Source organism: Pantoea sp. (assembly GCF_028283705.1).
Taxonomy (GTDB): Bacteria; Pseudomonadota; Gammaproteobacteria; order Enterobacterales; family Enterobacteriaceae; genus Pantoea.
This window is the reverse complement of sequence record NZ_JAPWKD010000001.1, coordinates 216,968-239,789: the sequence shown is the minus strand read 5'-3', so window position 1 is coordinate 239,789 and position 22,822 is coordinate 216,968. Positions and strand designations below refer to the sequence as shown.

General features: G+C 47.3%; 16 protein-coding genes and 1 pseudogene. 2 read left to right on the top strand and 15 right to left on the bottom strand.

The window, feature by feature from the left end; genetic code table 11:
* The first annotated feature begins 563 nt into the window (after window positions 1–563).
* Together PW844_RS01005 and PW844_RS01000 are read left to right on the top strand one after the other, a co-directional pair.
* Window positions 564–1,357, top strand: a pseudogene (locus PW844_RS01005) (ABC transporter substrate-binding protein).
* Window positions 1,358–1,476: 119 nt separating this feature from the next.
* Window positions 1,477–2,592 (top strand): succinylglutamate desuccinylase/aspartoacylase family protein, encoded by a 1,116-nt coding sequence (locus tag PW844_RS01000; RefSeq protein WP_299445625.1) that lies wholly within the window; start codon window positions 1,477–1,479, stop codon window positions 2,590–2,592.
* Window positions 2,593–2,626: 34 nt separating this feature from the next.
* Here the strand turns inward: PW844_RS01000 and gndA are convergent, their stop codons facing one another.
* The 15 genes from gndA to PW844_RS00925 form a co-directional block, all read right to left on the bottom strand.
* Window positions 2,627–4,036: an NADP-dependent phosphogluconate dehydrogenase gene (gene gndA / locus PW844_RS00995; protein ID WP_299445623.1), complete on the bottom strand. Its 1,410-nt coding sequence runs from the start codon at window positions 4,034–4,036 to the stop codon at window positions 2,627–2,629.
* 234 nt (window positions 4,037–4,270) lie between these two features.
* Window positions 4,271–5,089, bottom strand: a complete 819-nt coding sequence (locus PW844_RS00990) for a glycosyltransferase family 2 protein (RefSeq protein ID WP_299445621.1) — start codon at window positions 5,087–5,089, stop codon at window positions 4,271–4,273.
* 15 nt (window positions 5,090–5,104) lie between these two features.
* The gene (locus PW844_RS00985) at window positions 5,105–6,034 is read right to left on the bottom strand and encodes a glycosyltransferase family 2 protein (RefSeq protein ID WP_299445619.1); all 930 of its coding nucleotides are present in this window, start codon (window positions 6,032–6,034) and stop codon (window positions 5,105–5,107) included.
* 6 nt (window positions 6,035–6,040) lie between these two features.
* A complete protein-coding gene (locus tag PW844_RS00980; protein WP_299445617.1) occupies window positions 6,041–7,882 on the bottom strand; it encodes a hypothetical protein in 1,842 nt (613 codons plus the stop codon).
* Complete coding sequence (locus PW844_RS00975) at window positions 7,879–11,832, bottom strand: glycosyltransferase (protein ID WP_299445616.1); 3,954 nt, start codon at window positions 11,830–11,832, stop codon at window positions 7,879–7,881. Before PW844_RS00975 ends, PW844_RS00980 begins: the two co-directional genes overlap by 4 nt.
* On the bottom strand, window positions 11,819–13,210 hold the full coding sequence (locus PW844_RS00970) for an ABC transporter ATP-binding protein (RefSeq protein ID WP_299445615.1): 1,392 nt from the start codon (window positions 13,208–13,210) through the stop codon (window positions 11,819–11,821). Before PW844_RS00970 ends, PW844_RS00975 begins: the two co-directional genes overlap by 14 nt.
* Window positions 13,200–14,033 carry an ABC transporter permease gene (locus tag PW844_RS00965; protein ID WP_299445614.1) on the bottom strand — a complete coding sequence of 278 codons (834 nt, stop codon included), beginning with the start codon at window positions 14,031–14,033 and terminating at the stop codon, window positions 13,200–13,202. Before PW844_RS00965 ends, PW844_RS00970 begins: the two co-directional genes overlap by 11 nt.
* 127 nt (window positions 14,034–14,160) lie before the next feature.
* A complete protein-coding gene (gene rfbC / locus PW844_RS00960; RefSeq protein WP_299445612.1) occupies window positions 14,161–14,694 on the bottom strand; it encodes a dTDP-4-dehydrorhamnose 3,5-epimerase in 534 nt (177 codons plus the stop codon).
* Complete coding sequence (gene rfbA / locus PW844_RS00955) at window positions 14,691–15,575, bottom strand: glucose-1-phosphate thymidylyltransferase RfbA (RefSeq protein ID WP_299445610.1); 885 nt, start codon at window positions 15,573–15,575, stop codon at window positions 14,691–14,693. The genes rfbC and rfbA overlap by 4 nt, the downstream gene beginning before the upstream one ends.
* A gap of 40 nt (window positions 15,576–15,615) precedes the next feature.
* Window positions 15,616–16,503, bottom strand: coding sequence for a dTDP-4-dehydrorhamnose reductase (gene rfbD, locus PW844_RS00950; RefSeq protein ID WP_299445608.1), 888 nt, complete (start codon window positions 16,501–16,503; stop codon window positions 15,616–15,618).
* The gene (gene rfbB / locus PW844_RS00945; protein ID WP_299445606.1) at window positions 16,503–17,582 is read right to left on the bottom strand and encodes a dTDP-glucose 4,6-dehydratase; all 1,080 of its coding nucleotides are present in this window, start codon (window positions 17,580–17,582) and stop codon (window positions 16,503–16,505) included. The genes rfbD and rfbB overlap by 1 nt, the downstream gene beginning before the upstream one ends.
* Before the next feature lie 428 nt (window positions 17,583–18,010).
* Window positions 18,011–19,024, bottom strand: a complete 1,014-nt coding sequence (galE, locus tag PW844_RS00940; protein WP_084875993.1) for a UDP-glucose 4-epimerase GalE — start codon at window positions 19,022–19,024, stop codon at window positions 18,011–18,013.
* A 48-nt stretch (window positions 19,025–19,072) separates the two neighbouring features.
* Window positions 19,073–19,969 carry a UTP--glucose-1-phosphate uridylyltransferase GalF gene (gene galF, locus PW844_RS00935; protein WP_084875994.1) on the bottom strand — a complete coding sequence of 299 codons (897 nt, stop codon included), beginning with the start codon at window positions 19,967–19,969 and terminating at the stop codon, window positions 19,073–19,075.
* A 290-nt stretch (window positions 19,970–20,259) separates the two neighbouring features.
* On the bottom strand, window positions 20,260–21,600 hold the full coding sequence (locus PW844_RS00930) for an MOP flippase family protein (protein ID WP_299445602.1): 1,341 nt from the start codon (window positions 21,598–21,600) through the stop codon (window positions 20,260–20,262).
* On the bottom strand, window positions 21,597–22,820 hold the full coding sequence (locus tag PW844_RS00925) for a glycosyltransferase (RefSeq protein WP_299445600.1): 1,224 nt from the start codon (window positions 22,818–22,820) through the stop codon (window positions 21,597–21,599). The genes PW844_RS00930 and PW844_RS00925 overlap by 4 nt, the downstream gene beginning before the upstream one ends.
* Between the last annotated feature and the right edge of the window lie 2 nt (window positions 22,821–22,822).

Genomic DNA, 22,822 nt, shown 5'->3' with positions numbered 1-22,822 from the left:
CGTGGCCGTTCAGTTGTGCTACAAATCGGGCAATTTTAGGATTACGGGTCACGCTGCTCTGGCCCCAGACCAGCCCGTCTAACCAACTTTCTGAAGCGATTTCCAGCCGGGAGTCCAGCGGGAACAGAATACACTGAACGCGTTATCACTATTGATTAAATTTATGACCTGCCGGGTGACGTTTTTTTCCATTCCGCCATGACCATGCAGCGTTTCGCTTAAGAGAGAGATTTTTTTATGGTTTGCGTCATGCATTTTATCTCATTGAAGTAGGTCACTAGCGCCTAGCCCGATTCCGCGCATTTCTGACCGCTTTCTTCGCACTATCCCTGGTCATCACAATGAGCATAGATAAAGACTCACTGGAGAGGTGGCCTTTCTACCATTTTTGTACTACCCAGGCAACCTGCCTGACTCCAGGAATTAACTGGATTGATATCCGTCAAATTCTGGCAGACACATTTCCTGCAAAATTATAACGATATTAAGGTGTTGCCTCATTTGATTTGCCGCGCACAGCAGAGTAATCTGCTGGGTTTCCTGTCACGACAAAGACCGATTTTATGGCAAGTACACGTTTTTCCGTCCGTTTGCGTCAGACGCTGGCGCTGGCATTACTGGCAGGTTGTGCGTTTGGCGTAAAGGCAAAAATTGATCAGGTGCGTTTCGCCGTTGATATTTCCCTCCTTTCGAATCTAAAACGCCGCAGGGCAAACTGGTCGGTTTTGATATCGATCTGGGTAACGCTCTGTGTGAGCAAATGAAAACCAAATGTGTCTGGGTAGAAAGCGAATTCGACGGCATGATCCCAGCGCTGAAAGCACGCAAATTTGATGCCATTTTGTCTGATATGGGCGTGACTGAAGAACGCCTGAAACAGATCGATTTCACCATGCCGCTATACGATACCAAAACACAGTTGATCGCGCGTAAAGGCTCTGGCCTGCTGCCAACGGCTGAATCGCTGAAAGGCAAAACAGTGGGTGTAGAACAGGGTACCGTTCAGGAACGCTATGCACGTGCCAAATGGCAGCCCAATGGTGTAAACGTGGTGCCTTATGGCGATCAGGCTCAGGTTGAGAACGACCTGGTTTCTGGCCGTCTTGATGCGGTGTTTACCGATGCCGCACAGGCCGCCATCGGCTTCCTCAAACAACCGCAAGGCAAAGACTTTGAACTGGCTGGGCCAACGGTACAGGACCCCATCATTGGACCGGGAACGGCTATCGGCCTGCGTAAAGGTGATACCGAGCTGAAGACCGCGCTGGATGACGCCTTCAATGAAATCAAAAAGAACGGCACCTTCGACAAAATCCAGAAGAAATACTTCGCGACAGATATCTCCATTCAGCAGTAAACCCAGGGCGGCGTTTGCCGCCCTTCTTTTCAATCACACTATAATAATTGCCATTCGGACAACTCTTGCCGGTGTGAGTCAGCCTGCACCGTGGCGAACAACAGGACATCATCAACGTCATGCAACAACAACATCATCCTCTGCTCAGCGCGTCGCTGGGAACACAGCGCGAAATCTATAGCTTCCACTTCAGTGGCGATGGACATAAACGTGTGTATATTCAGGCCGCACTACATGGTGATGAGCTACCCGGCATGGCGGTGGCATGGTATCTGAAGCAGAAGTTGCTGGCGCTGGAGTCTGCCGGACAACTCAAAGCCTCATTCACGCTGGTGCCCGTCGCCAATCCGTTGGCGCTGGGGCAACACTGGCATGGTACACATCTGGGACGCTTTCATACCCTCTCAGGCCAGGATTTCAATCGCCGCTTCCCGGCACTGGGGGAAACACTGGTCGATGAACTGGCTGGAACGCTGACCCACAGCGAATATGAAAACAAGCGGCTGATTCGTGATGCTATCGACCGCCACTACCGCGACAAGATCGCCAAAACCGAGCTGGATGCACAACGTTTCACGCTGATGCGCATGGCTAGCCAGGCGGATTTAATGATCGACTTGCACTGTGACTGGGATGCCCTGCCACATTTGTACACCACACCTCACGCCTGGCCTGATATTGAACCGCTGGCTCGCTGGCTGGGAAGTGAAGTCCAGCTTCTGGCGCAAATCTCCGGTGGTGAACCTTTTGATGAGGCCTGCTGCGAACCCTGGCAGACACTGGCCGAACGCTTTGGTGATGAATATCCCATGCCGCGTGGCTTGCTGCCGGTGACGCTGGAACTTCGTGGTGTAGTGGATGTTGCCGCCGATCAGGCGGAGAAAGATGCCGACGCCATTATCAATGCGTTGATTGAGAGTGATTATATTGCCGGAGAGGTGAAAGCATCCCCTGCCCTGATTAACCCCGCGACACCATTAGCCGGGTGTGAGTATATTTTTGCCCCGCATTCAGGCCTGATTCTTAATCGCTGTGCGCTCGGTGAAAAGATAAAAGCGGGTGAAGTGGTGGCAGAGATTGTTGATCCAATTACTGATCAGGTCACACCGTTGGTGGCGGAATTTGGTGGTGTGCTGTATGCACGTCATCTGATGAAGTTCGCGACAGCGGGCATGCTGGTGGTAAGACTTGCGGGGGAAAGTGCGGGTCGGGAAGGGGATTTGCTGGTGGGTTAAAAAATAAGGCTTCCCGAGGGAAGCCTTATTATGATCAGTCCAGCCACTCAGTGTGGAACACACCGTCTTTATCGATACGCTTGTAAGTATGCGCACCAAAGTAGTCACGCTGAGCCTGAATCAGGTTGGCAGGCAGAACTTCTGAACGATAGCTATCGTAGTAGGCAATGGCGGCGGACAGGGTCGGCGTCGGGATACCGTTCTGTACCGCATAAGCGACGACATCACGCAGTGCCTGCTGATATTCGTCAGCAATGTTCTTGAAGTACGGAGCCAGCAGCAGGTTGGCAATGTTCGCGTTTTCCGCGTAAGCATCGGTGATTTTCTGCAGGAACTGAGCACGGATGATACAGCCCGCACGGAAGATTTTAGCAATCTCGCCGTACTGCAGATCCCAGTTGTATTGCTCAGATGCAGCGCGCAACTGAGAGAAGCCCTGTGCGTAAGAAACGATTTTGCCCAGATACAACGCGCGACGTACTTTCTCAACGAATTCAGCTTTGTCGCCGGTGAAGGCTTTTGCCTGCGGACCGCTCAGCACTTTAGATGCCGCAACACGCTGTGTTTTCAGCGAAGACAGGTAGCGGGCAAATACTGATTCGGTGATCAGAGACAGCGGTTCTCCCAAATCCAGCGAGCTTTGGCTGGTCCATTTACCGGTGCCTTTGTTAGCCGCTTCATCCAGAATTACATCAACCAGATATTTTCCGTCTTCATCTTTCTTGGTGAAGATATCTTTGGTGATGTCAATCAGGTAGCTGCTGAGCTCGCCGTTGTTCCAGTCAGTGAAAGTTTTCGCCAGTTCTTCGTTGGTCAGACCCAGCGCACCTTTCAGCAGTGCATACGCTTCTGCGATCAGCTGCATATCACCGTATTCGATGCCATTGTGCACCATTTTCACGTAGTGACCTGCGCCGTCCGGACCGATATAGGTCACACAGGCTTCGCCATCTTCGGCACGTGCAGCAATTTTGTCCAGAATCGGCGCAACCAGTTCATAAGCTTCTTTCTGGCCGCCAGGCATGATAGAAGGCCCCTTCAGAGCGCCCTCTTCACCACCGGAAACGCCAGTACCAATGAAGTTAAAGCCCTGGTCAGACAGTTCTTTATTACGACGGATGGTATCTTTGTAGAAGGTGTTACCGCCATCGATCAGGATATCGCCCTTATCCAGATGCGGGGTCAGCGAAGCAATGGTTTTATCAGTCGCTTCACCAGCCTGTACCATCAGCAGGATACGACGGGGTTTTTCCAGTGAGTCAACAAACTCTTCAATGGTGTAGTAAGGCGCGAGTTTCTTGCCCTGATTCTCAGCAATGACTTCGTCAGTCTTTTCACGAGAACGGTTGAAGATAGATACAGTGTAGCCGCGGCTCTCAATGTTAAGCGCAAGGTTACGGCCCATTACCGCCATACCAACAACACCGATTTGTTGCTTGGACATTTCTTACTCCTGTCTGGATATAAAAGCTCTAACAGCTTTGGCCTTATCTAAGGGAAGTATCGATTACATTATCAATGACCGCACCATCATACATCACCAATGATGCTAAGTGCTCTCCCAAAAACACGAATCGATAATTTCAAATCACTGATAAAAATGAGGTTTTAATTTGTACAATCTTGACCATCATGAGATTTTATCGTCCGTACAACCTCTTATTATCAGGATGACTTGTCAAACATTTCGTGCCTGAGGAAGCTCTGATAAACAACGCGTGTTCAACGCATCGCGGTCTGTATCCAGGAACCATCCCCACTTATTAAAGTAGCGAACAGCAGAAAAAACATGGTACATCAGGAACTTGATATCACGATATGAGCGTCGCTGCGATTCATGCACCACGGTTGAACCAGGGCAATATTCAACCGGCAATGCCGATGTACAGACCCGACGGCTGAGATCAACATCTTCGAGATAGAGGAAAAAACGTTCATCGAAACCACCGGTCTTTTGCAGAGCCTGCCGGCTGATCAGCATAAAGCAACCTGACAATGAGGGTGCAAAAAAAGAGCAGCTGTAATCGGCCTGGCGAAGTTCGTAATCCTGATTCATTTTGTCAGCAAGTGACGAACCAAAGCGACGGACAAAAAGCTGCCATGGTGTAGGCAGCAGCTTACAACCGTGCTGCAAACTACCATCGGGATAGACAACTTTAGGTATGGAAAGCCCTGTCTGCCGCTGCATGCTGAAGCTATAGAGCTTATCAACCTGCCCGGTAGTAAAAGAGATGTCTGGATTGCACACCAGAATGTAGTCGCAGTCCTGGTTGAACTTTTGGAATACCGCATTGTGACCGCTACCAAACCCACGATTGACCGCTAGCCTGATCACTTCAATTTTAGGGTGGCGTAAACCTTCCAGCCAGCCGCAATGACCACCGTTATCGACGATGCAAATCTTATCGATACTTTGCTCGGAAGATAACGATTCCAGCGTTTTTTCGATATCGGCCTGGCTATGGCGATATAAAACTAAGGAGGCAATAATTTTCACTCAAACACCAGTTGGTTACATACGGTTCAATAGTGTGTAAGACACAGTGGTTAGCGTACCAGCCAACTGTTGGTGATAGACACCAGACTGCCTGAGTAAACATAAACGCTGTATTAATGAGCTATCGCGGATCGCGAGAAAATCATTCAGTCTGCGTTGGTTCTCAGGAGTCATCTGCCCACCTATTAACTCCATCATGGCAATATTAGTATCATTCCAGGCAGCCTTTCGACCATGGTGTGCTTTCCGAAAATTAGCCATACGCGTCATAAGGCCCATGCCATTACCAATAACGTTGTTATCGTGCTGACGATATAAAACGGTTGGTTTACGATCAAAGAAAACGCGGCCACCACAGGCTGTCACGACCAGGTACAATGCCCAGTCATGAATCACCATCTCGGCATCAGCTGCCTGCCTCAACAATTCACGAGCTTTATTATTGAACACCATGGTATTACCGCTGGCGATATTTTGCAGTAAAGCATTAGCGAATGAAGGAGGTTTAGCATAATCAGGAGAAAAGCCAATCTTTTCCCCTTCAGTGTTGATAAGTTCTGTCCGACTGCAATAGAGCGCAGGAACCTCTGGATCAACTGCATCAAGCCACTTTACGGCCCGTTCTAACTTATCATTTATCCAGATATCGTCCTGATCAGAAAAAGCATAATAGGACGCATTAATATTTTCATTATTAATTAATGAAACAAAATTGCGACAAACGCCCTGTCGGGGACCTTCCAACAGGTTAATAGACTGCGGCACAGACAGGGAAAAATCTTTAATGGCTCCTAAGCCCTGATCTGTGGATCCATCGTCTGAAGCCCATAAAGACCAGTTGCTGTACGTCTGTCGCTTATAGGAGTCCAGTTGCTGATTGATGAAATGGGCACCATTATAGGTGCCCAGCAGAATAGCAACAGAAGATGAAGAGTTATTCATCATTAATATTTATGGCTTCTTGAAATAATCTGCAAATTTCACGGTTTGATTGCGAGAGCTCCCCCAGGAATCAAAATTCTCAACCTGCTGAAAAAGTGGATTCTGGCGCCAGCTATCTTTAGTTACCAGCTCGACGAGAGGAGAAGATAACTGCAATGGAGTCAGGCTGACCTGAAGTTTGCCAATCAGATTATGGTAATCGTTGCAAAAGGCATCGACACCAATATTGAGCTTATCATTGATAACGTTATGATCTTTTGCCTTGGAACGCCCCACATCGGTAACAGGAATTACACGCTTCCCAACCGGTTTATAACCAATAACTGTATTATGTGGTGCAGAGAAGAAGAGTTCCACTGCAACGCGGTTTTCATAGACTTTATCAATAACGGCCTGTGGGAATGATTCGGCATTAATCAATGCCTTCATATTCAAATGTGAATCACGGCGTCTACGTTCAATGGTATTGGCAAGGCAAAAATAATAACCCACCACATTGATATTAAAGAAGGACTTCACTGTTTGTTCAAATGCTTCCTGAGTCGTGCCACTCCAACCCACGTCTACGAGGGCAACTGTATCGCCGGGTTTAATGCCAAGATTATTGAGATAAATAAAGAGTCCACGGCGATTACGCTGACAAACTTTTAAAATCTCAGCCTTATAACCAAGAAGGAATTTTTGGACTAAGGCGTAATTCTCTGGTTTGATGATCATTTGTGGCGGCACACCGATGGAATACATCACATCATCGGTGGGCGGCTCAATCCCAATACGTTCCAATAACTCACCGGGTGACAAACCATCGGAACCTGACATCAGAAAATTGATATGTTGGCCAAAATTATCTTCTGTCATCAGTGCCAGATTGAACGCAATGCGAGACCCCATGAAATAAGAAAAATCAGGGAGCCGACCGCTAAAATAGTTCCGGGCCAGACGTTCGAGTGAAAACCCATCGCGAGAGACGAACAGAAGGTTATCAACTTCGTCTTTAATACATTGTTTTCTAATCCACTCAAGAAAACCTAGCGTTGCAGGCCCCTGATAGACATACCCTAACTGCTGAAAAGTATGATTGGGCACTTCTTCAGGCGCACTTGTTCGATAGAGTCCCTCGATCAAAGAGGTGCCAAGCGACTGGCCTTTGAGCTTGGAACGCAGATGCTTAGTGCGGAGATGCTCAGGCTGGTAATGCCAAACTTTTAGCCCTTTCTCCCGCGGACGAACAACATCAGCAAGTTCATTATCGCCAATGTGCAAAATGTCATCTGCTGATACTTCGCAATCCTGAATAATAAAATCAAAAATTTCGCCTGTATCACGTTTGGTTGCATTGCGTGTAGCTGAAATATAAAGGGGAACCTGAGGTATGTTATATTTATCTAATGCAGCACGGAAAAACCCCTCCCCCATATACATGTCTGAAGTAATGACAACTGTTTTTCCCGCTGCCTGCATCTCGTAAAAAAACTTCAGAAAGAAAGGGTTGGGTTCAACAAGTGCCAACTCAATATCATATTCTGCACGAGCCAAAGCACCAACGTCACTTCTTACGTCAGGAAATTGATTATAGATATTCTCTAATGTAATTTCCTTCCTTCCCTCTTTAACCATTTGTTTGAAAGCAAGAGCCTGGGCCTTCCTGCGTAACTGGCGAAAGTTATCAAGGCCAAATTTACAACCAACAAGGTCAAAAGCATCCTCTGGATCATTGAGAGGCCGAACAAACAGGGTATCAAAAAAATCAAAAGAAATAACTCTGGCCTGCTTAGCCTGGTGGCGCAATGATGCCAATTCCATTTCATCATCCTTAAAGTTCATCGTCTTTAATATGTCTTCATCATTCATTTCATGATCTCAAAGTTATAACCATTAGATGAAAAATTGATATTAAAAAATGGATCATACTGATAATACTGCGGGTGTTTATTATTGAGTCGACTTAATTCATTCATCAGTCGATTGTATTTTTCAGCATTCATATGATCCAGGCCACGCGATAACGACTCGTGATGAATCAGCGTTACAGCCTGGCACATCACATTGTAATAGCCTTCTTCAACCAGAAGCATGCAAAGATCAACATCGTTGTATGCAACCGGGAAAGTCTCATCGAAACCACCGATTTTTTCATATTTAGCTCGCTCAACCATTAAACAGGCACCGGTAACAGCAAGCCAGTTATACTCAATTTGGTTTCGCAGGAAATAGCCTGGATGATCTTTATGCTGGCGCAAGTAAGCATGCATCGGACCCGAGTGCAGGTTGATAATGCCAGCATGCTGCATACTATGTCCGTCAGCATAGAGCAACTTAGCACCTACCGCACCAATATGTTTTTGCTGGGCGTAGCCGCCGAGGCGCTCCAGCCAATCGGCCTGCATCACTTCAGTGTCATCATTCAGAAATAGCAACAGTTCGCCTGATGAGTTCGCCACACCAATATTATTGAGTTCCGAAAAATTGAATGGTACATCATGACGAATGACTTTTACGCCTTCACGCTTATTCAGCGTTGCTAAATAATCAAGCGCAGCTGGCTGCTGAGAACCGTTATCAACAACCACGATCTCAAAGTTATGCCAGCGAGTCTTCTCGAAAATAGAATCAATACAGCGTGCAAGTACTTCATGGTTATCCCGACTAGGAATAATGATCGATACCAGTGTATTATCTTTAATATGATAATTAACGCGAAAATAACCTAAATACCCGTTAAGCTCTTCAACTTCACCTTTGACACCACGACGCTCAAGTGCGGCTTCACGTACTGCCTTCGATGCAGCAAGAACGTAAGGTTTTGCCGTAATATCCGATGCTACAGAAGCAGGAATAATACGCCAGTGATAAAGGATTTTGGGAATATGGCTAATTTTATCAGTAATTTCACTGAGACGTAATATGAAATCCCAATCCTGACAACCATTATATTCCGAACGCAATCCACCTAACTCGAGCGCTTTACTGCGGCGAACACAAGCTGCATGGCAGGTATACATCGTGCCCATCATGGTATCAGGTGACCAATCTGGTTTGAAATGGGGTTGTGAGAAATCTCCTTCTGGCGTGAATTTATCTTCATCGCTGTAGATAAAGTCGGGATCTTCCTCATTAATGCATTGCACGAACTCGTACAGGCAATCATCGGTCAGTTCATCATCATGATCCAGGAAGACAATATAATCACCCGTCGCGGCCTCAATTGCCACATTTGTCGCGCCCGCAATCCCCTGGTTTTCAGGCATATGAATCACCTTAATACGAGGATCATTAAACGCATCTAACGCTGGGGCAATCTCAGGCATCGGACTGCAATCATTGGCTAATACCAGTTCCCAGTTTTCATACCATTGATTTTTTACCGAGTTAACCATCAACTCAAGCAGATCTAACGGCGTATTATAAATTGGGACAATGATGCTAAATGTTGGCTTAATTTCCAGCTCAGAAATTAAATCTTCATAATGATGAGGTTTTCTTGCCGGAATATAAACATACTCATCCGGGCGCTCGGCAAAATGATAAGTCCCATCATTATGGTGACTTATAAAGACCGGAGGACGGGATGCATCAATCGGATTTTGCAGTTGCTGGTCATAAGCAGCCTGCATGAAAGATGGATGGTGAGCGAACCAGCTCGGGCGGATTTTCATTGCTAACGTCAGCGCTTTCGCCTTGTAACGCTCAGGTAAACGATAGTAAAGGGAACGGGCACTACTCCGTAAATTACGCTTCAGTTCAGCTACTGCTGAATGTTGTAATACTCTTCTCAACACTTGTCCGGCCTTAACTTTAATACGCTGACCAAGATAAAAACAGCGGAAAAATATCCGTTTGACAGGTCCGCGCACAGCAAATGGCACGCGTCGACCCAACACACGGAAAGGTGCTGAGATTTTCCAACTGGCAGAGGTCAGAAGACTATCCATATCATGCTTATACTGCGCCAGTAAATTGACATCATGCTGATGAGCAGCCTGCATTGCCTGCAGTTGTTGACGTAATTCAGCCGAAATTGCTTCTTCGCGGTTCAGCGATGCCTTTAATTCGTCAATTTGTGCACTATCATTATTATGCGTGGTTTCAGCCTGTCCTTGTAATGAAGAGAAGTCTTCAGCATTTATCCAATATTCAGCACGTACGGTAAGATTCAACGTCTTCAGTGTAGTATAAATTTCCTGTTCATCTTTATGTTGCACCTGAGAAAGAAAGGAGGCCTCTTCTTTTAAATAATTTCTCAGATCTTCACCATCTACCTGAAAACCTACCGCTTTTAACACTGCGAGACACAGTTCTGATATATTGTTGGTCAAACAATAGCGGCTATTACCTACCGATGTGATACGCAGGAATGAGTGGAAAACACCACGGAATGCTAAATAACCTAATGTGACCTTATCAGCAGCTTCCCATTCCTGATCAAAAAACACATAATTACCAGAACTATCCAGAATAACATTAAATGGCAGTGCATCTAAATATTCTACGGGCAATGAGGTCGCAGCATCAAGCTCTAATGATTTTCCTGTACGAAGCAAAACCTGATTAATCCACCCTCTCGCCCAGTCGGCAACCTCTTCAATTCGCCAATGTGGACGATTGATTATATGCACGAAGTCGACCCATAATGACTGACCTTTAATAAAGGCCTCTGAATATTTCACAGGCACAACATCGGTGGTTAAATGGCCACTATCCTGAATAATGCTTGTCGTTAATTCATTATCATTACTAACAAAAGCAATGGTTTTTCGCAGCGCGACCTGGCGGCTGTCAGAGTAATGGAAAGCCGCAACACCCTGATTCAATTCTGGCTGAATCTGAACACTTGCTATCATAAGGAATGAGCTTGACATATCTGCAGCCAGCCCGTTATCCCAGATATTTTTAATACCCTGTTCAAGAGAAAACAAATGCTCAGGTACAGCCTGCTTATCTTTGTGTGCACTTTCAAGCGCCAACTGACTTAACTCTCTGGAGTATTTTTTCCATCCAAGTGGCGTTACGACAGTGCAAGGTAACTTATAATCCGGTAACGGAATATACTCTTCCTGGTGAGAAAAACCACAATCACCCAGCAGCCTGATTAACTCCTGACGACCAAAGGTTACTACCCCTTTTTCATTATAACTATTGTTAATGCCAAACATGGGCAAATTAACATGGTCTTCGCATGCGCCAGAAAAATACTTAATCCCTAATTTGTTTTCGATAGCAACAAATAATTTACCGTCACTATTTAAGCGCTTACGGCAATCTTCCAGCAGGGCATATTCACCATTTTCTGCCACAAAGACTCTGGCATACTCAAGTACACCAATCAAAAGGACTGCATCAAATTCGCCCAGGTCAGGCAAAGTATCCGCAGGTGCACAGATCACTGTTACATTCGGAAGATCGCGGCTGCGTGAACGTGCTATTGATGCACGTCGCAGACTCCCTTCAACAGAAACCACCTGTGCTCCGCATTCCCCCAAAAATCGGGTTATTGCGCCGCAACCGCAGCCAATCTCTAAAACACGCTTGTTTTTGAACCAGGCACTAAAGGGTTTGAGCAAGTTGGAACGAGATGAACTCAAATGATAAATCGATGGCCAGTCAACCATCTTTGCCTCAAGTTCTTCAGAATTGATGCTCAAATCACTGACGCTTGCAATGGCATCAGCAATATAATTTTCTGCATCATCGCCATCACTGTAGCCAAATTCATTGTGCTCAGCCGGATACCAGAGTTGATTATCTTCATGTTGCCTGAAGCCTGAAGTTGACAATATTTCAATCAAATTAGTCTTGTTCAATTTTAATTCTCGCGTTCAAATCGGCCAAACCAGTAAAAGTACCAACCGTGCCTACAGCTAAATGAATGGAATCATATCTGCGATCATGCGGTATTACTTCTCCATGAATATTACTACTGGCAATTCCCACGGATAAGAAGTAGTCACCTTCGAAGAGAAGATTTGGTAGAGAAACAGAGATAATTATTTCCTGTCCCCTTTTCCCTTCATCGATTAACGCAACAGACTGCCATTCGCTGTTGGTGTTATAGATGGTCACACCCTCTTTGGTTTTAACAGCGAAACCAAAAATGGGTCGAAATACCGTATCCTGAAATTCAATTTTAAAATAACAGTCAATCTGCTTGCGTGGTTCTAAACTACCTGGAAATGCTTCACCAGCCTGCTCAAGATAAAAGTCTGTAATTTTCGCCGCCCCATCACCCCATCGATACTCAGCTGGGTTATAGTTTGGCCGCTGGTCATATATACCGTGTAGTTTTGCATGAGAAGATGTTTCGCCATCTTTTTCAGTTGCTACACCCGATTCACGTTCGAGGCGTTCTTTTTCACCTGCGGATGCCTGCTCAATTTGACGATCAACTTCATCTCGCTCGCTGTCATTATTCTTTTTCTTACCAAAAAGAATATCCAGATAGCGGTTAACAATATCGCGTGGTTTGCCGTTAGCCTGACATACACCGCCATCCAGTAAAATTGCACGATCGCAGTGCGTGACGATTTGTTCTGTTGCATGGGAAACAAAAAGTATTGATGTCCCATTTTCCTTCAATTTTTTCAGTCTGGCGAAACATTTAGCCTGAAATTTGGCATCGCCCACAGCCAATGCCTCATCAACAATTAAAATTTCAGGATCGATTTGTGCCTGAACAGCAAAGGCCAGACGCACCAGCATACCACTCGAATACGAACGGACAGGTGAATCAATAAAACGTCCAATATCGGCAAAGGAAAGAATATCGTCTAATTTAGCATCCGTTTCTTCACGAGAAAGGCCAAGTAGTGAGGCATTCAGATAAACGTTCTCCAGGCCTGAAAAGTCACTATTAAATCCAGCACCAAGTTCCAGCAACGCTGCAACGCGCCCATTAACCACCACATGGCCTGCAGTTGGCGTTAACGTACCAGCAATAATTTGCAGAAGCGTGGATTTACCCGAACCATTTCGCCCTACAATGCCCATCGTTTCACCCTTGGGTAAAACAAAGGACACATCATTAAGTGCCCAGAAATCCTCATGATAGACACGCGCTTCACGCCCAACCAGATTATCTATACGGGGCATAATGAACTGTTTCAGGCGACGTGTGGGATTCTCATACACCTGGTAGCACTTGCTGACATTATGAATTTCAATTGCATTGTCTTCAGAGGACATCAGCAAATCCTTTTCTTGTTTTCTGGAACCATGCATAGCACAACCACATAATCACCAATGAAATTAAAGCATAAATACCCAGCCCGGAAAACGAGGGAAGTTTACCCCAAATAAGTACAGCGCGAGCTTGTTCAATAATGAATGTCAGTGGATTTAACATGATAACTGGTTGAAGATTTTTCGGCAGTGAACTAATAGGATAGAACACCGGCGACAGAAACATCATTACCGTCATGATAATTGTGATTGTTTGTCCAACATCGCGCAAATACACACCTAATGATGCGAGGAACCATGAAAGTCCCAGAATCAGCAGCACCAAAGGAAGTAACACTAAGGGAATGAAGACCAGAGTCCAATGAATAAAACCATTGAAGATAAAGAATGCAATCAATAAAACCAGAAGGCTAATAAAACTGTGGAACAGTACGGAGCCAAGGTTAATAATCGGCAGTATTTCTAATGGAAAAACAACTTTCTTAACATAGTTTACATTAGCAAGAATCAACGTGGGTGCCCGATTTAACGTCTCTGCAAATAGACTATGGACAATCAACCCAACAAATAAAATTACGGCAAAGTCTGTTCTCGATTCCTGAACAGCTGAAGCTCCCCAGCGTGCTTTAAATACCACGGAGAAGACAAATGTGTAGACGGTCAGCATAAACACAGGGTTGATAAATGACCACAGCAGTCCCATTGCTGACCCGCGATATCGTCCAACAATTTCACGCTTAGTCATCTGGTAGATAAGATTTCTATTTCTCCAGGAATGAACGATCAATGAGCGCAAGGATGAGGGTTTCGAAATATGAGGATCCATGAATAGTCTCTTATGAACACTGGCACCATTGGGTTAAAGATACGTGCGGTACCATCTGGATTTTACGCAAACACTTCCGTAAGCAATACAAAAATAAAAGCCTCAACTTCTGAGGCTAATTAACATATCAAACTAATTCAGACAATAGTTTGCCCTGAATATCCTTTGCAGATAGCAGAGGTTCAGTAATCGGCCACTCAATTCCGATTTCCGGATCGTTCCACAGTAAGCAACCTTCACTGCCTGGGTCATAATAGTTCGTACATTTATATTCAAAGTCAGCGAAGTCAGAGATCACCACAAAACCATGCGCCAGGCCCGGTGGAATCCAGAATTGTGTTTTATTCTCTTCAGAGAGATACACACCAACCCACTGCTTAAAGGTAGGTGATTCAGGGCGAATATCAACTGCTACATCAAATACTTCGCCTCTTACCACTCTCACCAGTTTTCCCTGCGGATTTTCACGCTGGAAATGTAATCCGCGCAAAACACCTTTAGAGGACCGCGAATGGTTATCCTGAACAAAATCACCCTCAATATTCAGAGCTGACAGGTAACGTTCTTTCTGAAAGGTTTCCAGGAAAAAGCCACGCTCATCGCCAAATACTTTCGGCTCGATAATTTTTACATCCGCAATTTTCGTGTCGATAATCTTCATACTAACTTACCTTCATACAGCGCCATCAAATATTGGCCATATTTGTTCTTCATCATAGGTTCGGCCAGAGATTTCAAACTTTCCCGGTCAATAAAGCCCATGCGATACGCAATCTCTTCCGGACATGCAACCTTCAAGCCCTGGCGTGTTTCGATGGTTTGAATGAAGTTATTTGCTTCAATCAGGCTTTCATGAGTTCCGGTATCGAGCCAGGCGTGGCCGCGTCCCATAATTGAAACGGAAAGCTCACCTTTCTCCAGATAGAGATTGTTGATATCGGTGATTTCCAGCTCGCCACGCGGAGAGGGCTTGAGATTTTTAGCCATTTCAACCACGCTGTTGTCGTAAAAATACAGGCCGGTCACAGCATAATTACTTTTTGGCTCTTTGGGCTTCTCAACCAGTGAAATAGCTTTTCCTGTTTTATCAAACTCAACAACGCCATAGCGCTCTGGATCATGAACGTGATAGGCAAAAACGGTTGCACCCTGCTCTTTATTCGATGCCTCTTCCAACTGCTTATAAAGATCGTGGCCGTAAAAAATATTGTCGCCAAGAATCAAAGCACAGTTATCATCGCCCACAAACTCTTCACCAAGGATGAATGCCTGAGCGAGTCCGTCCGGACTTTCCTGAACTTTATATTGCAGGTTTAATCCCCACTGGGAACCATCGCCAAGCAGGCTTTCAAAACGCGGAGTATCCTGCGGTGTACTGATGATCAAAATATCCCGAATCCCCGCTAACATCAGGGTGCTCAACGGATAATAGATCATAGGTTTGTCATAGATAGGCAATAGCTGCTTACTGACCGCCATTGTTACAGGATAAAGGCGTGTTCCTGATCCACCCGCGAGAATTATTCCTTTTTTACTTTTCACAACGTTTACCCTTCAATTTGTTAATCTGATGTCACAACATTCAGTTATATAATTCATCCAGCATACGAATCACCCCGAACTGCCAATCCGGCAGATTAAGTTCAAATGTGGCAGTGAACTTATCTGTACTGAGACGGGAGTTCGATGGTCGCTTAGCGGGTGTTGGAAAGGCCGAGGTTTCAACTTTATTTACGGTTGCAACTTTCAGCGGCAAACCTTTTTTCCTGACATGTTCAATAACCGTTTCAGCATAGGCATGCCAGGTCGTAACACCTGAGGCAATAAGGTTATAAATTCCAGACTTTTCAGGTTGCGCGACTGTCATACGAATCGCATGAGCCGTGCAATCTGCAATTAATTCGGCACCTGTTGGCGCTCCGTACTGGTCATCAATTACCGATAATGACTCGCGTTCCTGAGCAAGGCGGATCATGGTTTTCGCGAAGTTATTTCCTTTCGCGGCATAGACCCAACTGGTACGGAAGATAAGATATTTTTCAGCGACGCTGATAATCGCGTCTTCACCTTCAAGCTTGGTCAGTCCGTAGGTATTTAGCGGTGCCGTGGCGTCCGTTTCCTTCCACGGTCTGGTACCGCTGCCATCAAAGACATAATCCGTTGAGTAGTGAACCACTAAGGCGTTAATTTCTTTCGCCGCTGCTGCCATCGCTTTGACGCTGGTAGCGTTGATCAGCCGGGCTTTATCAACTTCGCTCTCAGCTTTATCCACGGCGGTATAGGCCGTCGCGTTAACAATGACATCAGGTTTGAGCTTCAGAATACTATCGGCAATACCCACTGGGTTTTCGAAATCACCACAATAGTCCAGAGAGTGACGATCCAGTACCACTACCTTACCTAATGGTGCGAGCGCACGCTGCAGTTCCCAGCCGACCTGGCCGTTTCTGCCAAATAACAAAATATTCATTATTTGCGATTCTCATAGTTTTCTTTTAGCCAGTTCTGATAGGCACCACTTTTCACATGCTCAACCCATGTCTGGTTATCCAGGTACCATTCAACGGTTTTCCTTAATCCGCTTTCAAACGTTTCCTGAGGTGACCATCCCAGCTCTTTCTTGATCTTCTCAGCATCAATGGCATAACGACGATCATGACCCGGACGATCCTGGACATAAACAATCTGCTCTGCATAAGACGCAGCTTTCGGGCGCAGTTCATCCAGCAATTCACAAACCTTCAATACCACATCAAGGTTTTTCTTTTCGTTATGCCCGCCGATGTTATAGGTGGTGCCGGTAGCAGCTTTAGTCACCACGGTATAAAGCGCGCGGGCATGGTCTTCAACATAGAGCCAGTCGCGGATCTGGTCACCTTTACCGTAAATCGGCAACGGCTTCCCTTCCAGCGCATTGCTGATAATCAACGGAATAAGTTTTTCCGGGAAATGGTAAGGACCATAGTTGTTGGAACAGTTGGTGACAATCACAGGCAGGCCGTAGGTACGTCCCCAGGCGCGAACTAAATGATCGCTGGCCGCTTTAGTTGATGAATAGGGGCTGCTTGGTGCATAAGGGGTGGTTTCAGTAAAAAGCGGTAAGTCGCCGGCCATTTCATCCGGGTGAGGAAGATCGCCATAAACTTCATCGGTAGAAATATGATGAAAACGGAATGCGTCTTTCTTTTCGGCAGGCAGCGAAGACCAGTATTGACGGCTCGCTTCCAGCAATGTGTAGGTACCCACAACATTAGTCTGGACAAATTCAGCGGGACCGGTAATTGAACGGTCGACGTGGCTTTCAGCAGCCAGATGCATTACCGCATCGGGTTTAAATTCATTAAAAACTTCCTGCAACCCAGCCCCATCACAAATATCAACTTTTCTAAAGTTATAGCGTGCGCTTTGGCTGACTGCGTCAAGAGATTCGAGATTGCCAGCATAGGTCAGTTTATCAACATTAATCACTTCATCATTGGTATTGTTGATAATGTGGCGAACCACCGCTGATCCGATAAACCCTGCACCACCCGTAATTAAGATTTTCATAACGTCTCGTTTATCCCGACTTACTCAGTAAGACTTACACCAAAATGAAATGGAAAATGCCTGTCTAACAGGCACGCTACCGCCCCTGGGTTACAGCTCCCACATAGCTGAGACGGAATCAAATTGCAGAAGCGGCATATCAAACTTATTTGCAGCTATCTTTCTGAATAATCACTCGTTTATCAAGGTAATTAATAAAGGAGGATTATCTTTAAACAGTCATTAATTCTATCACTCACTAAGATCAATGACGAATAAATTGCATTTCTCATCGGGGAGTTAGTGCAAATATTGACCGCTGTGTAGCGCGGAAGATGGTTACTGAGTCACAGAATCAACTCAATCAGATTTTGATGAAACAGACGTAAGCCTGATTATATGAGAGGGATGGAAGAGATTGGCGGGTTGTAAACCCGCCGGGGAAGAGATTACTTAAACCCATTCGGGTTTTTTGACTGCCAGTTCCAGGTATCACGCATCATCTCATCGATGCCACGCGTTACACGCCAGTCCAGCTCGGTGTTCGCCAGCGATGCATCGGCCCAGAACGCTGGCAAATCACCATCACGACGCGGTTTAAATTCAAACGGGATCTGTTTTCCGGAAGCCTTCTCGAAGGCCTTAATCATTTCCAGCACCGAGAAACCTTTGCCGCCACCCAGATTGTAGGCTTTATAACCGGTGACCTTCGGCAGATGATCCAGCGCTTTGAGATGACCTTCAGCAAGGTCGACCACGTGGATGTAATCACGCTGGCAGGTGCCGTCTGGCGTATCGTAGTCATCGCCAAACACACCCAGTTTGTCCAGACGGCCAATCGCCACCTGAGCAATATACGGCAACAAATTGTTCGGGATACCAGCAGGATCTTCACCGATTTCACCCGACTCATGCGCGCCCACCGGGTTGAAGTAACGCAAAGCAATCGCATTAAAGTTGCTATCCGCTTTGGCGAAGTCACGCATGACCAGCTCAATCATCAGCTTGGAAGTGCCATACGGACTGGTGGTACCGCCAATCGGCGTGGTTTCCACATAAGGAACCGGGGCATCAGCGCCATATACGGTGGCAGAGGAACTGAAGATAAAGTTCCACACACCCGCACTGCGCATCTCTTCCAGCAACACCACCGTACCGGAGACGTTGTTGTCGTAGTATTCAAGCGGCATACGGGTGGATTCACCTACCGCTTTCAGTGCCGCAAAGTGGATAACCGCTGAAATATCATTAGCAGCGAACAGATCACGCAGGCAGGCGCGGTCACGGACATCACCTTCAACAAATACTGCCTTTTTACCCGCCAGCTTTTCAACGCGATCAACAGCTTCGCGCGAAGCATTACAGAGGTTATCCAGCACCACAACGTCGTCACCGCGCTGAAGCAGCGCCAGCACCGTGTGAGAGCCGATGTACCCTGCCCCACCCGTTACCAAAATAGCCATGTTTACTCCTTTCAGCCGCGCAATGGCGCGGCACACGATGAGAAAAGCTTATTTTGCCAGGATTTTCTGAATGGCGGCGCGGAAATCACGGCCCTGGCTGTTATTACGCAGACCGTAGGAGACGAATGCCTGCATGTAACCCAGTTTACGGCCACAGTCGAAGCTGGTACCCGTCAGCAGGGTGGCATCAACCGGTTTTTTCTTGCCCAGCGCAGCGATAGCATCGGTCAGCTGGATACGGCCCCAGGCACCCGGCTCAGTGCGCTCCAGTTCCGCCCAGATATCAGCAGAAAGGACATAACGCCCTACCGCGGCCAGATCCGAATCCAGTGTGTTGACTTCTTCCGGCTTCTCAACAAAGTTGGTGATAGTGCCGACATCGCCAGGGTTATCCAGCGGTTGTTCAGTGGTGATCACCGAGTATTCAGAGAGGTCAGCTCCCGGCATATGTTTAGCCAGTACCTGGCTGCGCCCGGTTTCCTCAAAACGCGCTACCATGGCTGCCAGGTTATAACGCAGGTGATCGGCTGTCGAGTCATCCAGTAGCACATCCGGCAATACCACCACGAAGGGATTGTCGCCGATCATCGGACGCGCGCACAACACCGAGTGGCCGAGGCCCAGCGGATTGGCCTGACGGACGTTCATGATCGTCACGCCCGGCGGGCAAATTGATTGCACTTCGCTCAGCAGCTGACGTTTCACACGAGCTTCCAGCAGGGCTTCCAGCTCGTAAGTGGTATCGAAGTGGTTTTCCACCGCATTTTTGGAAGCATGGGTGACCAGCACAATCTCCTTGATGCCTGCAGCCACGCACTCATCAACGATATATTGGATCATCGGTTTATCAACGACAGGCAGCATTTCTTTTGGAATCGCTTTTGTCGCAGGGAGCATATGCATACCGAGACCCGCAACCGGGATTACAGCTTTAAGCTTGGTCATATTTATTCCATTTCATGAAGTGAATACGTGGGGTCGATTATGCAGGATCGGCCGGAACAGCAAGTATAATCTTTATCTGAAAAACCGGCACTAACTCTCTGTCATAACATGAAAAAACGCTTTTTTCGGCCCCAACCGTGACGCCAATTGGCGGGTAATTAGAATCGCTAACCCACTGTAAAACAGTGAGGGAGCCAGGAGAAAGTCAGAATTGATAAGACCAGCCATTTTCAGACTGATCGTGTCGTCGCGGCGCACTTAATTACGCCGCGACCTTAGGTTGTCAAAGGTTACAACCAGCCTGCAAACCATTCTGGCATCACAAACAGGTTAAAGTGGTTTACCAGCAACATCAGGCCGACAAACACCACCGAGACCGAAACCCACTGGCGCGCATAAGGCATAAAGCGAATACCGATAACGGGTTTGATAAAGAAGGGATGGGCAAAAGCGGAGATCAACACCTGTGAAATCGACAGTGTCAGCGCCACGTAGATGACGTTAGGCCAGATCAGCGTGGTCGCCAGTACCACCAGCACCACCAGGCTGGCAACAACATTCCAGTAAAACTCAACGTTGGTACGCCCGTTCGCCTGGGAAATCGCCCCGGTCAGCCCGCCCATCGGACGCAACATGCCAAACAACAGCATCAGTGGGATTAGATGGTAGACCTGCTCATGAGATGCACCATACAGCAGACGCACAATCACCGGGGACAGAATACCAATCGCCAGATACATGGTACTGCTGAACAGCATGATGACGAGCGTGCCTTTCAGGAACAGCTTCTTCAGCTGTTCCTGATCGTGCTGCTTCTCAGCAAAACGCGGTAGCGCCAGGCGGTTGATCACCGGCGACACCAGTTTCAGCGGTTGCAGGATCAGCTCTTTCGCCAGCGAGTAGATCCCCAGCATATCGGCACCCATTACTTTCCCGACGATCAGGGCATCTGCCTGCGTGCGTAGCTGGTTAATGGTCTGCGACCCCAGCTGATAGATACCGTAACGCACGGCGGCGATAAACGTTGCCCGATCGAATTCCCAGGTTGGACGCCAGGATTTCTCGCCAAAGTAAATCATGCACAGAATGCGCGTGAAGGCATTAATAAACAGACCGAGGATGGCCGCCGCAACGGTCAGCGATGTGAAGTACAACATCGCCACGGTGCAAAGAAAGGCAAACAGCTTGGTCACCATCTCAATCTTTGCCAGCAGCACCATGCGTTTGGTTTTGACAAAGTGCGCCTGATACTGCGAAAGATGCCCGAGAACCAGGAAGTTGAGGCTGGTCAGCATAATCAGCCCGGTCAACTCCGGCAGGTGATAAAACCATGCCACCGGCCAGGCAATCATCAACATAATCAACCCGGTACAGAAGCTGAGCGAAACGTTCACCCAATAAATAGTGCTTTGCTCACGCCGGGTAATGTTCTGACGATGCACGATGTAACTGCTCATCCCCATGTCCTGCAGTACCCCGGCCACCGCCAGAATGGCGTTGATAATCGCCAGTAAACCCAGCTCATGCGCTTCCAGCCTGCGTGCCAGTACGCTGAGTTGTAATACCTGCAACACTGCGGCGAAGCAAGTGCTGCCAAATAGCCAGACGGCTTGCGACTTTAATCCACTCACACCATGCGCTCCAGAATTTTTGCCAGCTCGCCATAGGCGATATGCTGATTGAACTCGGTTTCCACTTTGTGCCGTGCGGCAGCAACGACGGGTGCGATATCCACATCCCCACGCGACAGACGCAACAACATTTGCGCCAGTTCCTCAGGATCGTTTTCCGATACCAGCCAGCCGCTAACATTGTTCTGAATCAGCTCGGGAATGCCGCTGTGGAAGGTGGAAACCACCGGCAGCCCTACTGCCATCGCTTCCATCAGCGCCACCGGAATCCCTTCCATATCGCCGTCCGCTGCAGTTTTGGAAGGCAGCAGGAAGATATCGGCTTCACTTAGTGCCTGACGAATCTCCTCCTGAGGCTTAAAGCCCGGCATGCTGACATAATCTTCCAGACCGGCGCGCGCAATATGTTCGCGCATCATGCCGTCCTGCTCACCGTTACCAATGATGGTGAACTGGAACTGCCCACCTTCATTGCGCAGGATTTCACTGGCTTTCACCGCCACATCCAGACCTTTCTTTTCAGTGAGGCGTGCGACTGAAACAATACGTAGCGGTGTATGGAAAGTTTCACGCGGCTGGAAATTAAATTTCTCCGGCTCAATGCCCATCCGCGTGACGTGTATCTTCTCTGCCGGGCAACCCATCTCAATCAACTTGTTTTCCCACAAATGGCTGATGGGCAGCATCAGCTCGCTCTGGCGGAACAGATTGAGATAGTCCTGTTTATGTTCTTCCAGAATATGACGACGAGAGATGTCCGCGCCGTGGAAGACCGTGGCCTGTTTACCCCGCAGCACACCAAGCTCGCGCAGCTTATTCGCCAGTGCACCTGCGTAGCCAAAGTGCACCAGAAATACGTCAGCGGTGAAGGTTTGCCTGGCATTGGCCACGATCGCGGGCAACAACAGTTTGCTGGATTGTGCGCCATAACGGCGCACGTTGAGGGATTTAAGCAGTGAAGGTTTGCCGATTTTCGGCAGCATCAGTCCGATGCGTTGGGTGAGCTTATCGAGGTTCGATACCTTCTCTTCCGGCAGCAGATAGTGGGTTTTTGCTGCCAGCTTGTAGTCATCAAACGCGGCATGGCGATTAATCAAGTCGCCCGGAAACACGGAGATCACCTCCACGTCATAACCGGCATCAATGAAATGCGTTACCTGATTGAGGACAAAGGTCTCAGAGGCAACCGGAAAACGCATGGTGAAAAAGGTCAGCTTCATCA

What these genes read in the sequence shown, in the direction of transcription:
- PW844_RS00965 (WP_299445614.1), bottom strand. Translation starts at nt 14,033, where the DNA reads ATGGATCCTCATATTTCGAAACCCTCATCCTTGCGCTCATTGATCGTT.
- gndA (WP_299445623.1), bottom strand. Translation starts at nt 4,036, where the DNA reads ATGTCCAAGCAACAAATCGGTGTTGTTGGTATGGCGGTAATGGGCCGT.
- PW844_RS00970 (WP_299445615.1), bottom strand. Translation starts at nt 13,210, where the DNA reads ATGTCCTCTGAAGACAATGCAATTGAAATTCATAATGTCAGCAAGTGC.
- galF (WP_084875994.1), bottom strand. Translation starts at nt 19,969, where the DNA reads ATGACCAAGCTTAAAGCTGTAATCCCGGTTGCGGGTCTCGGTATGCAT.
- rfbB (WP_299445606.1), bottom strand. Translation starts at nt 17,582, where the DNA reads ATGAAAATCTTAATTACGGGTGGTGCAGGGTTTATCGGATCAGCGGTG.
- PW844_RS00980 (WP_299445617.1), bottom strand. Translation starts at nt 7,882, where the DNA reads ATGAATGATGAAGACATATTAAAGACGATGAACTTTAAGGATGATGAA.
- rfbC (WP_299445612.1), bottom strand. Translation starts at nt 14,694, where the DNA reads ATGAAGATTATCGACACGAAAATTGCGGATGTAAAAATTATCGAGCCG.
- PW844_RS00985 (WP_299445619.1), bottom strand. Translation starts at nt 6,034, where the DNA reads ATGATGAATAACTCTTCATCTTCTGTTGCTATTCTGCTGGGCACCTAT.
- rfbD (WP_299445608.1), bottom strand. Translation starts at nt 16,503, where the DNA reads ATGAATATTTTGTTATTTGGCAGAAACGGCCAGGTCGGCTGGGAACTG.
- PW844_RS00925 (WP_299445600.1), bottom strand. Translation starts at nt 22,820, where the DNA reads ATGAAGCTGACCTTTTTCACCATGCGTTTTCCGGTTGCCTCTGAGACC.
- galE (WP_084875993.1), bottom strand. Translation starts at nt 19,024, where the DNA reads ATGGCTATTTTGGTAACGGGTGGGGCAGGGTACATCGGCTCTCACACG.
- PW844_RS01000 (WP_299445625.1), top strand. Translation starts at nt 1,477, where the DNA reads ATGCAACAACAACATCATCCTCTGCTCAGCGCGTCGCTGGGAACACAG.